This is a genomic window from Lewinella sp. LCG006 (assembly GCF_040784935.1).
Lineage (GTDB): Bacteria > Bacteroidota > Bacteroidia > Chitinophagales > Saprospiraceae > Lewinella.
This window is the reverse complement of sequence record NZ_CP160680.1, coordinates 7,217,726-7,230,770: the sequence shown is the minus strand read 5'-3', so window position 1 is coordinate 7,230,770 and position 13,045 is coordinate 7,217,726. Positions and strand designations below refer to the sequence as shown.

Here is a 13,045-nt window from a genome sequence, read left to right as displayed (position 1 = left end):
GCCGAAAAAATAATATTATGAAAAACAACAACCTATTAAATCTCTTATTGATCTTACTTATGACGGCCAATGGTTATGGACAGCAGTGGGGCCCCGGTGTAACTTCTCCCGAAATTCATGAAGACAATTCAGTGACGTTCCGGCTAATAGCTCCTAATGCTGATTCGGTCTTTGTAACAGGTGATTTTTTACCCACAGTCAAAGTATCAACACCGATGGGGGAGGTAGATGCTCCCGGAAAAGCGCTACTCCAAAAAGAGGAAAATGGTGTATGGTCTTACCGAACAGCCCCTCTTACCGCTGAATTATACAGCTATTCCTTTGTAGTTAATGGGCTTAATACTATAGATCCTTCGAATCCATTTGTGATTAGAGATGTGGGCAATTTGTATAATATCTTTGTTATCGGTCAGAAAGAAGCACATCTGTATGCAATCAATGATGTACCTCATGGTACCGTAAGTCATCGTTGGTATGAATCTCCTGGCTTAAACATGGATCGTCGACTTACAGTCTATACCCCTCCAGGTTACGAAAATTCGGGTGAACAATATCCGGTACTTTACCTCTTACATGGGGCAGGAGGCGACGAGGAGGCTTGGATCACCCTCGGCCGTACTGCCCAAATCATGGACAACCTGTTGGCCGAAGGGAAAATCAAACCTATGATTGTTGTCATGCCCAACGGCAATGTTATTCAGGATGCAGCTCCAGGTGAGGGGAATACGGGCTTTTATAAACCCCAATTTATGGTTCCCAAAACAATGGATGGTACCTATGAGACTCATTTTATGGATGTCGTGCACTTTGTAGAAAACAACTATCGAGTACTTAAGAATAAGGCGAATCGCGCTATCGCAGGCTTATCTATGGGTGGTTTTCATGCCCTACACATCTCCAGAATTTATCCCAATACGTTCAACTACGTCGGATTATTCTCCGCGGCTATCTTAAATGGTAACGATCCTACGGGAACAGTATATGCCAATATCGATGAGACTTTAAAAACACAAATGGACAATGGCTACAAGTTGTACTGGATCGGTATCGGAAAAACAGACTTCCTGTACAATGCCAATCAGGATTATCGGGAAAGGCTGGATAAGATAGGGATGGAATATACCTATCAGGAAACAGAAGGTGGGCATATCTGGAGGAACTGGCGAATTTATCTTGCCGAATTTGTGCCACAGCTATTTCAATAAGGGGCATTGCAAAAAAAAATACTATCCATCGGTAACGCTCTTGTCCTTAGCGGTATCAATGAGCGATTTGCACCTAAAACTTAGTTGTCCCTTACACTACTTTTAATCCCAATTACTCAATAATAGCACTATCACTTTTTTATCAAGTGTTTGTTTGACAAAAATAGTAGCGGCCATCCCAGGTATTTGGAATGGCCGCTTTTTTTAAGTCGGAATTAAACGGTGTAAAGGTGTAAGCGTTGGAAAAGTGTAAAGGTTGAGATTCGTAGACCCAACCATCAACCATCAAACCCTCTTTACACATCCTACACCCAATGCACCAAGTTCAACCCTTGGCGATTGGCCAAAAGTGGGTGGTGAGGGTAGATGCGGAAGCCAAATTCGTATACGCCCGCTAGTTTAGGATCAATAGCTACTGCATAGGTGGCCTGACCATTACCTTTGTCTTTCAGTTCCAGCTGGGCTACTCGTACCAAATCCAGCTCGTTGTCATTGATTCTCTTGAAGAAAACAAGTTCCACGCCTACGTATTCGGCGGCCAAACTACCCAAGGCTACAGTGATTTTCGCTTCCATCTTCTGACCAATTGGTAGCGGATGGTTCGACGCATCGAAAGTGTCCACCTCTATGGTATGTACCTTTGACCAATGTTGGCGAACGTAGTCCTTCCAAGCAGCCAATTCTTTAGCGGGTTTAAAGTCATCTTTCCTTAGCGTATCAATTGCGCTGAAAAGCTTATTGTAAAATCGCTCGTAGTAGTGGTGCAACATTCTTTGCATCGTGAAGAAAGGTGCCACTTCCGCAATGATGTTCTTTACGTAGCTCACCCATCTAGGAGAGATGCCCTCTTCGTTGAAATCGAAATAGGTAGGAATGATCTCCGTTTCCAGAATATTATAGATGTTTTCGGCATCCAACTCATTCTGGAGGCTTTGATCTTCGTAGGTGCGCTCTAATGAAAGGGCCCAACCTGAGTCAGGACGATAACCTTCTGCCCACCAGCCATCAAGTACGCTGAAGTTGACAACACCGTTCATCGCAGCTTTCATACCACTAGTGCCCGAAGCCTCCAAGGGGCGGGTAGGCGTGTTCAACCAGATGTCAACACCTTGTACCAGAAGCTTGGCCATCTCCATATTGTAATCTTCCAGGAAGATTACTTTGCCCACAAATTCGTCGCGCTTGCTGATGTCAATAATGTGTCGGATCAAGTCCTGACCACCTCCGTCGGCGGGGTGAGCTTTTCCTGCGAAAAGGAAAATGACTGGCCGGTTTTGGCTATTGACCAGTTCTCGCAAACGATCCACATTCGAAAACATCAGATGTGCCCGCTTGTAAGTTGCAAAACGACGCGCAAAACCAAGCACTAATGCATCTTCACGGATATTGTTGATGACCTGAAAAATAGCACGCGGCGACTGCCCACGACGGGTAAGATCGGATTTGATCTTATCCTTGACATAACTTAAAAGGCGTGATTTGAGTTCCCGACGGGTGGCCATGATTTCCGTGTCAGGCACCTTGTGGATCTTGCGCCAGTGATCGTGGTTGTACTGGTCACGCAGGAATTTCTCACCAAATGTCTTGGTGTAAATCTGGTGCCATTCATTGGCAATCCAGGTAGGGTAGTGGACCGAGTTGGTAACGTAGCCAATGTGCAACTCGTCAGAGGTATAACCAGGGAAGAGTTTGGTGAACATTTTCTGCGAAACAGTACCGTGTAGCTTACTTACACCATTGACTTCCTGAGAAAGACGGATGGCCAGGTGGCTCATGTTGAAGTCTTCTGCTGCATCCGCGTTGACGCGGCCCAATGCCATAAAGTCGTGCCAGGAAATACCCAAATCATTGGTGAAATGGTGCAGGTATTGCTGGATCATGTACTCCGGGAAGTGATCATGACCAGCAGGCACGGGCGTATGGGTTGTAAACAGGGAAGAAGCCCTTACTACTTCTACCGCCTGAGTGTAGCTGAGGTTGTTGTCGTTGATCAGATGCTTTAAACGTTCCAGACTGAGGAAAGAAGCATGACCTTCATTAAGGTGGTAGATGTCAGGTTGCAAGCCCATGGCCTGAATCGCCCGAGTACCACCAATACCCAAAAGAATCTCTTGCTTGAGGCGGTGTTCATTGTCTCCTCCATAGAGTTGGTGGGTCAAAGAACGATCTTCCCAGCTGTTTTCCTCTAGATCCGTATCTAACAGGTAGAGATCAATGCGTCCTACCTTCAAGACCCACAATTTGGCTTGTACGGCACGACCTTTAAGGTCAATAGTGATGCGAATCCAGTCACCATTGTCATTACGGACCGGCGCAATGGGGAGCTTGGTAAATTCTTGTGGTGGGAAATTGTGGATTTGGTCACCATTGAGCGACAAAGCCTGCTTGAAGTACCCGTAACGGTACAGTAGCCCTACGGCAAAAAGATTGGCATTGTCGTCGCTGGCTTCCTTGAGATAATCACCTGCAAGTACACCAAGACCACCGGAATACAAGCGCAAACTGATGTGCAAACCGTATTCCATGCTGAAATAGGCTACCTGTGATTGGCCTTTTTGCTTAGGCGTGTTGAGGTAGTCTTTGAATTTTTTATCTACTTTTTTGAGGCGGGCGAGAAAAGCCTTGTCTTCGGCCAGTGCTTGGGCTTGTTCCAGACTCAGCTGGTCCAATAATGCAACTGGATTGTAGTTCAGTTCTTTCAGTGCTTCGCTGTCAATGCTATGGAAAAGCTCAATGGCATCCTCATTCCAGGACCACCAGAGGTTGTTTGAAAGTTCACGCAATGGCTCTAATACTGCGGGAAGTTGGGACTCAATAAATATGCGTTTAAGCTTAAATTGAGCATCTTTTAATTGACCAATCATACATGCTATTTTTGAACATTCGGGCAAAGGTAAGCATCCCGGTGCAATCTCCTATAGTTCAATGTTGTATTTTTTACACTAAGGGGTGGGCGAATTAATGGCAATCCTTACACCTTTACACTTTTCCAACCCTTACACCAATCTTACTTCCGACTTTTGCGGTGCAACGTCTCTACGGGATCCATGATGTGATTTGGTGGATGATTTCCTGTGGTTGTTTTGCCCAATTGAAATGGTTGTAACCTTGGCCGTTTTCATCTTGCCACAACACCAAATGGATGCGCCCATTGAGCGGCATCTGAGGTGTGGTGTTGGCGAATTTTTTCACCAGGTTTTCTGTAGCTTTTATGGGGGCCAGCTCGTCACCAGCGATGGAGATGGCCAGGCTTGGGGTTTCCATTTTTTGTAGCGCGGCCTCATAATCAAAAAGACTGCCCGCCAAGCGGTATTTGCCGTAAAGGCCATTGTAGCACCAGTCGTGCATTACCTTACGGGCCTCCCTGTCGCCGAAGCCAATACTTCTACCTGGGAAGTAACCTACAATTTTACTGATGGGGTGAAACAGCTTAGCCGCCAACCATACCCGCCAGGCTCCTAGCCCTTCCCACCCTTTGTAATACACAGAGCAAGAAGCGATGAGTACCAAACCCTGTATCAAGCCAGGATATCGGGCAGCACACAAGCTGGCAATTTGCCCACCCAGACTATGGCCTACTACGTAGACTGGCATGACCGAAAACCAATTTTCGACATAATCCAGCAATTCCTGTAAATCATTCACCAATTCTTCGTAGCCAAAATCGATGGATCGTCCTGCTCGGAGGTTGGAATGTCCATGCCCCCGCCAATCGATGGTGACCACGTGAAACGCCTGCTCCGACAGTGCCTGAGCGAAGTCGTGGTAGTAGGAAGCACGAACCCCCAAGGCTGGTAGACAAATAATAATTGCGGTGGCTTCCTCAGGGGCGGGAAAGATACTGGCTTGATTGGTGCTACCATCACGGTAATGTATAGACTTGGTTCCCATCAGAATAAGCTATTTGGGGTGGAAACACAAAGAGGATAGAACCAACTGATCCTATCCTCTTTGAAATTAATTTGCAAGGTGCTTAGTTGATCTTGATCAACTCCACTTCGAAAATCAAGGTAGAGTAGGGCTTGATGGCTTGTCCGGCAGCTTGCTCCCCGTATCCCAGTTGGTAAGGGATGAAGAACTTATATTTAGCACCAGTAGACATAAGTTGCAGACCTTCCGTCCAGCCTTTGATGACCTGGTTCAAGCCGAACGAGGCAGGAGTGCCACGGTTGACGGAGCTGTCGAATACCGTGCCATCAATCAAGGTGCCGTGGTAGTGAACCGTTACTTTATCCGTAGCGGCAGGCTTAGCACCTGATCCCGGGTTGAGCACTTCGTACTGCAGCCCGCTTTCGGTGGTAACAACGTTGCCACGCAAAGCGTTCTCCTTAAGGAAAGCTTCACCCGCTTCTTTATTTTCTGCAAACTGAGCTGCTTGCTTGGCCTGCATGTAAGCTTGTACATTGGCATTGGCCTGTTGTACATCAATCTTCAAATCATTGTCGGTAAGAACGTCCTGGATGGCGGCAGCCATGCTGCTTGCTTCAAGATCTTCAAATCCCTGGCTCTTGAGGTTTTGGGCCACCAGTACGCCCAAGCTGTAGCTAAGAGAATCCATATTGGTTTTTTCTTCTTGTGCTTGTAATGTAAACTGCCCGGCTAGGGACAGTACCACTGTTAGTAATAGAATACGCATGAGGTAAATCATCTTATTTGGTGCCGCTTTAAGACGTTCAAAAACGTCAATTATTACACCGGTTGTTCAGAAAAAAGCTCATTCGGGCGGCAAAGGTAGGCATTCTGCCTGTAATTCAAGAATGAGATTTGCCTTGAGAAGGTTATTATCGCTACGATATAAGTGAGAAGGAGGGGTAATGGTTGTAAGTTGATGGTTGTAAGTTGACCATCAACCATCAACCATCAACCTGATACTCCCTAAAACCGGTACCCCGCAAAAAAGGAAAAGTTGAAGCGCTCGGAATCCAGGTTGTATTCTGCGGTGAAGCGTAAAGGCCCCAGTGGGGTGACACTACCCAACTCCAGGCCGAGGCCAGAGAGTTTATTTTCTTCGAGCACCTCTCCGCCAACAAGTAGTGCAGATAGCCCCTGGTTGTACCCAATGGCCAGGTAGTTGTTCGAGCCGATTTCGGCGCGTAACTGCAGGCGTCCAAAACCAAAGGTGCTTATTCTTTGCTCACTCAGTCGAAACCCGTACAACTCGTAAAAACGATTGTGGTTGGGAATCTCTCGCCCTAGATAGAAGCGCAACAGAGGGTGGTCTTCGGTCATTTGACTATGGCCAGCACCGGCAGTGGCATCCAGCCAAAGGTGTTTACCCAATTGGAAGGCTTTGTGCACTTTCCCACCAATGGTCCAATTGCCATCCGTTTCAAAATTGGCACCTCCTGCTTTGGCTTCTTCCAGTTTGCCCGCCAGGTTGTATTCTACCCACAATTGGGAGAGCGATCCATCCTCGGGGAAGTAAGTCCGATCGTAGGTGTCTCTAATCAACTGCCCGTAGGCCAGCCAGCGTTGGGCGCGGGCCTCCAATTCCGTCAGCGAAAAGAAGCGCGGATTTTCAGAAAAGTGCTCCCCTCCGGCACCGACGCGGAAATGCCACTGTCGACTCAGGTTGGTTTGCAAATCCAGGCCGGCATTATAATGGTGAAAGGTAAACTCGTCTACCAGCTCGTTTTGTGCAAACAAGGCACCCGGAATGATTTGCCCACTTGCGTATAAGCGTACACCAAAGCTGGGGCTGGTACGGGTATTAATGGTGTAATCAAGCCAAAAACCAGGGTACTCGGATACCCGTAAGTCAGCACTTAACAAGCTGCCGTAGCCCAGTTGATTGCGCGCGGTAAAGTTGATAAGTAAGCCCGCATTAAAATCCACATCGTAGTTGATACTTCCTCTGATATATATATTAGGTGTGCTTTCGGCGGCAAACCGTAAGAGGTAGCCGCCGCCATCGGCGTGTACCAGTTCGTAGTCGACCACACTGTAAAAGCCCGAAGCGTATAGGACACTGATCCATTCTTCTATTTCTTTGATGGTAATCACCTGGGGTGTTTTGATCCTCACCATCTGCGCCAGCGTCTTCTGGGTAGTGCTATCAGCAGCAATAAACGCGACTTCCTTGATGGGAAAACTATCTCTCCGGCAATTCGGCCTTTCGGGGATGGGCTTGCTTTGCCAGCCTACGGAATCGAGGTAAGCCTGCAAGGCAGGCAAGGCAGCTTGTGCGGCATCTTCTCCTTTTTGAATCAGGGCAGGAGCTACATTGTAACTCAAGGTGGTAAACGGTTCCAGGTCAGGATCAATAATGAAACCCGCTAGGGCTCGTTGCTCCAGGGTAGAAGCCGCCATCACGTAGCTACTGGTTTGTTCCAGTACCCGGAGTACGCTGGTGAGCTCTTCCCGCGGATAAAGCGCATCCCCAACATCCACGCCAATCACGATATCTGCCCCCATCTCCAGCGCATCGCTTACCGGAAGGTTGCGGGCCAGCAGGCCGTCTACCAAAATTTTGTCTTCGTAGACCAGCGGATCAAAGGCCGAAGGGATCGACATACTCGCCCTGATTCCTTTACGTAAGGGTCCGGCCTTAAATACAAATGCTTCCCCCGTTTCCAAGTCTGTAGCTACACAAGAAAAAGGGCAGTAGTATTTGTCGAAGCTGTCCACATCGTGCACACAGGCCGTCAGGCCCGTGAGGAGCGTCAATATTTTCTTGCCACCAATCAGGCCACGGGGGATACTTAGCATACCATCTTCCAGCGCGAAAGTCAGCTGGTAGCGATCGGCTTTGTTTCGTTGATCAATGGGGAGGTAGTTGCGCGCGTAGCTGTCGTTGAAGTAGTCGCTCCAACGCAAACTGGTTGCCAGTTCTTCCAATTGGGTCGGGGTATAGCCAATGGCGTACAAGCCACCCACGATACTTCCCATGCTGGTGCCGGTGAGGTAGTCGGGGAAGATGCCATTTTCTTCCAGTACTTTCAATACACCAATATGTGCCAAGCCTTTGGCACCGCCACCAGAAAGAGCGATGCCTAGTTTTGGGGGAGGAGCATTCTGGGCCATTCCTGGCGATGCCAGGCACCAGAGCAGCGAAGCGCATAAGACGGATGCTATAATAAGGTGTAGTTTCATGCTGTCGGGATTGTTGGGGAGCAAAGTTACGCCATTCCTCAATATTCAGGTCTTCGTTTGAGCGAGAGTGCTGTGATCATGAGGATAGCTTAGCTAATTGTGGTCTTCTTGCTACTAGCACCATCAAAATGTGTCCCGCTGGAGGGACCGATCCACAGGATCGAGGCCTGCTTGCCAGCGGCACGTCAGGCAGGGAGGGCAGCCCTTGCGGATTGTGCTGCCCCCTCCGTCCTTTGGACACCTCCCGAGGGAGGACATGGGTTTTGTTTTGGCTTGTTGGAGACTTATGCGGGGAGCCCGACCACAGGAAGGGCCGAACCAACAGAGAGTGGAGGACGACCCGACCCCGGCCAAGGGAAGGGGGAGTGCCCGAGAAAGATAAAAATCACCCATTTTTACCACTCCCTTCCCACAATTTCCCACGCAGTAATCGCATCCAAAGCCTCCCGTTCCCACAAATTTCCACTTTTGGTGAACTTTCAACTTACGGCTTTTGAGCAGTATTGAAAACAATGAAATCAAAAAAGTTACATTTGTGTCATCTAAAAAATGAAATATTTGTTTTTGTTTAATCCAGTGGAACTTTTTGCGAAAAAAGTTGCTTAAAAATGTGGTAGAAAGTGGTAATATGTGTCAAAAGTCGTTACTTTTGATACTACAAAGTAAAGTTGGAGGGAAATTCCAACGTTATTAGAAAAAAGTTATGTCCTTTAAACAACTACTAGGTGAGTACGAAGTACGTCTGGATGGCAAAGGCCGTTTCCGGATGCCTAGTGGTTTGTTGACCCAACTTGGTGATTGGCAGCGTGGCAACTTTGTGATCAACCGGGGCTTTGAAAAGTGCCTCGTGTTGTACCCCGAGCCGATGTGGAACGAGGTAACTGCGGAGATCAACGAATTGAATCTCTACAATAAGAAGAACCGTGATTTTGCACGCTACTTTTTTCGCGGTGCCTCCGAGGTGACCCTCGATAGTGCTGACCGCATCCTGCTGCCTAAAAGGTTGGCGGAATACGCCGATATCGACAAAGATATGATATTAACGGCATATTCTGGTAGAATTGAAATGTGGTCTTTAGCAGAATACGATAAGTGGATGGAAGAAGAACCCATCGACTTTTCTGAACTGGCTGATGATGTGCTTGGTAATTTGGGTGCAAAAGAAAAAGAAGCATGAGTTATCACCTACCGGTAATGGCTCGGGAATGCTTGGATTATTTGCAGATTGATCCAGCGGGCACTTATGTCGACGTCACCTTTGGTGGGGGCGGGCACAGCAAGTTGATCTTAGAGCAATTGGGGCCTGATGGCCGACTGCTTGCTTTTGATCAGGATGCAGATGCAGAAAAAAATCTGCCCAGCGATGAGCGTTTGCTTTTTGCGGCAGCTAATTTTCGTCATCTCAAACGCTACCTGCGCTTATATGGCATCAAGCAGGTGGATGGTATTCTGGCGGACCTGGGGGTTTCTTCGCACCAATTAGATGTGCCGGAACGAGGTTTTTCCTTTCGTTTCACTGCAGACCTGGATATGCGAATGAACCAGCAGGACGGACCTACGGCGGCAGAAATTCTGGCGCATACACCGGTCGATGAGTTGCAGTACGTTTTTGGTACTTACGGAGAAGTTCGTAATGCCCGTACCCTGGCTCAGCGCATTGGAGAAGCCCGCGAACAGCAGGCCATCACCACGGTTGACGAATTTGTACAGATTGTAGAGCCACTGGCCCGAGGCAAAGTAAATCGCTACCTCGCTCAGGTTTTTCAGGCTTTGCGCATCGCGGTTAACGACGAGATGCGCGCGCTGGAAGAAATGCTCGAACAAGCCACCACTGTTTTGCGGCCCGGTGGGCGATTGGTAGCCATGAGCTATCATTCTTTAGAAGACCGCATGGTGAAGAATGTACTGAAAACCGGACAAGTTTCCGGTGAACAGACGAAGGATTTTTACGGCCATATTTATCGGCCGTACCGATTGTTGACCAAAAAGCCCGTGGAGGCCAGCGCTGCTGAAGTAGCGGAAAATCCCCGGGCACGTAGTGCTAAGTTGCGCGTTGGTGAAAGACTGGAAAGTCAGCCGCCAACCGAAAATTGAAACCTTCTCCATTAGCTCGGCTTTAGCCGGGGGAGAAAAACAAGGCTGGAGATGAATAACCACTTTGCTTTTAGCGGGTGGTCATTGTGGAGCATATCCTGTCTTCAGCTGAAAAACGGAAGTAATGGCTAAGAAAAATGACATTTTCAGTCAAATCCAGTCGTTTCGACTATCCGGGTTCATCCTCACGAACCTGGGCTACTTCCTATTTCTCGGTTTTCTCGCAATTCTGTACATCGGCAATGCTCACCTGGCAGAGCGCAACGTGCGCAACATCCAGGAGCTACAACGTGACATTCGGGAGATGCGGTGGTCATTTATGTCCCTGCAATCTGAAAATATGTACAATAGTTTACGCTCGGAAGTGGTAGACCGCGTCAAAGACGATGGACTACGGCTACACCGGGGTAAACCTATAAAAATTGTTGTTCGCGACGAGAAATAAATTTTCCAGCAATGGATATTAAAAACGAAGTACTTTATCGGGTTTATTTCCTGCTCTTCGGGCTCCTGTTGCCCGCAGCCGGATTCCTGCTGTACAGTACCGTAAATATCGCAATTCTGGAAGGGGAGTACTGGCGTGAGCAAGGACGGGAAAACTACGTAAAACCCCGCGCAGTACCTGCTGAACGGGGTAACATTTACGCCAAAGACGGTAGCTTGCTAGCGACTTCGGTGCCATATTTCGATTTGTATTTTGATCCTTTCGCATCCAGCGAAGAGGATTATTTTGCCAATATCGACTCGCTGTCTTACTTGTTGGCTACTTACGTGGACAATACCTATACAGCAGGTGGATTTAGGGATTACCTGTACAACTTGCGGGACACCTCCAACAACCGCCGTCCCAACCGGAACGTGCTGTTGAAGAAGTCGGTCTCTTTTGCTGAGAAAGCCAGGATTGAAGCATTCCCGCTGTTCAATCTGGGGCAATTCAAAGGAGGCTTGATCGCCAAGAAACTCAGTGAGCGCAAGCGTCCGTTTGGCTTACTGGCGCGCCGTACCATTGGTTACGTGCGGGAAGATCAGCAACCGGTAGGATTGGAGGGCCGCTTCGACTCTATTTTGGGCGGACAGGCTGGTACCCAAATGATGATTAAGGTAGACCCAAAGAGTGACTTGTGGTTGCCGCTGGGGAATTTGAGTGAAGTAGAACCACGCAGTGGAGATGATATCGTTACGACCATTGATGTAAATCTCCAAGACATTGCGGAAGAAGCCTTGTTGGCGGGTATGCGGCGGCACCAACCCGAATGGGGAACGGCCATTGTGATGGACGTAGAAACCGGTGCCATCCGGGCAATTGCTAACCTCGGGCGTGATGATGCCGGAGAAGGCTATTACGAAATGTACAATTACGCCATTGCGATGGCGACAGAACCGGGCTCCACCTTCAAGTTGGCTACAATGATGGCACTACTCGAAGATGGTCATGTGAAACTGACCGACTCGGTGGATATAGAAAAAGGAAGAACCATTTTCTCTGATATAGAAATGGAAGATGCTTCTTCATATAGCTTTAAGCTGGACAGCATTACGGTGCAGCGTGCTTTCGAGATTTCTTCGAATGTAGGTATGGCCAAACTGGTAGATCGCTACTATAATTTGCCGGACAATGGTGACCAAAACAAAGGTGCTTACCAGTACCTACAGCGTATGCGGGATTTCAACCTTGATCTGCCCACCAATATTGAGTTGGAGGGCGAGGCCAATCCGTATTTGAAGAATGCTTACAGCGAAGAAGACGACTGGAGCTTGGTGACGTTACCGTGGATGGCTACGGGTTACGAAGTACGTTTGACGCCCTTGCAGACGCTGACTTTCTACAATGCAGTAGCCAATAATGGCCGCATGATGAAGCCTTATCTGGTAGAGCGGGTAGAACGCAACGGCGAGACGATTGACCTCATCAAGCCTACGGTAGTGAAGAAAGCTATTGCGAGCAAATCGACCATAGAAAAAGCACGTCTCCTACTTGAAGGTGTTGTGGAAAGAGGTACTGCTTCTGGATTGCGTACCAACCAGTACCGTTTCGCTGGCAAAACAGGTACCGCGCAGGTGAATTACTCCCGTAGCAGCAGAGGAACTAGGGTAGGAGGATACCAGGCAAGCTTTGCGGGATACTTTCCGGCTGATAAACCCAAATACTCTTGTATTGTAGTGGTGTATAAACCTCGAGAAGGGGGGATTTACGGGAGCGATGTGGCAGGGCCTATTTTTAGAGAGATTGCCGATAAGTGCTTCAACAGCATGATTGATTTACACGATCCCTTAAACGACGGACCACGCCCGGTACTTTACGAAAGAAACCTGCCCGGCTTTGAATTGGGGGATGAGAAAGATATTCGAGTGGTTTTGGATTACTTGAGAATTCCTTACTACGGAGACCCGGAAACACCTATGGTCATCATGACGGCCAGTAGCGATAGCCTATTTATTCAAAACCGCTCCATGAGTGACAACAAGGTGCCTAGTGTGGTGGGGATGGGTTTGAGAGATGCGGTGTTTGTACTAGAGAATCGAGGGTTAAGAGTAACGACAGAAGGCGCTGGGCGGGTCGTCCGGCAATCGATTCTTCCCGGTACCAGTACTAGAGGACAAACCATAAAGCTGATCCTCGGATAAGCTTGAAATAATAACAACAGGATAAATAA

The 13,045-nt window shown here is 48.2% G+C and carries 9 protein-coding genes; 5 read left to right on the top strand and 4 right to left on the bottom strand.

Annotated elements, in window-relative coordinates; genetic code table 11:
* The first annotated feature begins 17 nt into the window (after positions 1-17).
* On the top strand, positions 18-1,205 hold the full coding sequence (locus tag AB0L18_RS26535; RefSeq protein ID WP_367390347.1) for an esterase: 1,188 nt from the start codon (positions 18-20) through the stop codon (positions 1,203-1,205).
* A gap of 305 nt (positions 1,206-1,510) precedes the next feature.
* Here AB0L18_RS26535 and glgP read toward each other — a convergent pair whose 3' ends face one another.
* The 4 genes from glgP to AB0L18_RS26515 all read right to left on the bottom strand — a co-directional run bounded on the left by glgP (position 1,511) and on the right by AB0L18_RS26515 (position 8,297).
* Positions 1,511-4,069 (bottom strand): alpha-glucan family phosphorylase, encoded by a 2,559-nt coding sequence (gene glgP, locus AB0L18_RS26530; RefSeq protein ID WP_367390346.1) that lies wholly within the window; start codon positions 4,067-4,069, stop codon positions 1,511-1,513.
* Positions 4,070-4,241: 172 nt separating this feature from the next.
* Positions 4,242-5,096 (bottom strand): alpha/beta fold hydrolase, encoded by an 855-nt coding sequence (locus AB0L18_RS26525; RefSeq protein WP_367390345.1) that lies wholly within the window; start codon positions 5,094-5,096, stop codon positions 4,242-4,244.
* 82 nt (positions 5,097-5,178) lie between these two features.
* Positions 5,179-5,763, bottom strand: coding sequence for an FKBP-type peptidyl-prolyl cis-trans isomerase (locus AB0L18_RS26520; protein WP_367393193.1), 585 nt, complete (start codon positions 5,761-5,763; stop codon positions 5,179-5,181).
* Between the two features lie 317 nt (positions 5,764-6,080).
* On the bottom strand, positions 6,081-8,297 hold the full coding sequence (locus AB0L18_RS26515; RefSeq protein ID WP_367390344.1) for a patatin-like phospholipase family protein: 2,217 nt from the start codon (positions 8,295-8,297) through the stop codon (positions 6,081-6,083).
* Between the two features lie 703 nt (positions 8,298-9,000).
* On the opposite strand from AB0L18_RS26515, the gene mraZ reads away from it, so the two are divergent.
* The 4 genes from mraZ (at position 9,001) to AB0L18_RS26495 (ending at position 13,016) form a co-directional block, all read left to right on the top strand.
* Complete coding sequence (mraZ, locus tag AB0L18_RS26510) at positions 9,001-9,474, top strand: division/cell wall cluster transcriptional repressor MraZ (protein ID WP_367390343.1); 474 nt, start codon at positions 9,001-9,003, stop codon at positions 9,472-9,474.
* The gene (rsmH, locus tag AB0L18_RS26505; protein ID WP_367390342.1) at positions 9,471-10,391 is read left to right on the top strand and encodes a 16S rRNA (cytosine(1402)-N(4))-methyltransferase RsmH; all 921 of its coding nucleotides are present in this window, start codon (positions 9,471-9,473) and stop codon (positions 10,389-10,391) included. The genes mraZ and rsmH overlap by 4 nt, the downstream gene beginning before the upstream one ends.
* 124 nt (positions 10,392-10,515) lie before the next feature.
* Positions 10,516-10,836 (top strand): FtsL-like putative cell division protein, encoded by a 321-nt coding sequence (locus AB0L18_RS26500; protein ID WP_367390341.1) that lies wholly within the window; start codon positions 10,516-10,518, stop codon positions 10,834-10,836.
* An 11-nt stretch (positions 10,837-10,847) separates the two neighbouring features.
* A complete protein-coding gene (locus AB0L18_RS26495; RefSeq protein WP_367390340.1) occupies positions 10,848-13,016 on the top strand; it encodes a penicillin-binding protein in 2,169 nt (722 codons plus the stop codon).
* Positions 13,017-13,045 lie beyond the last annotated feature (29 nt).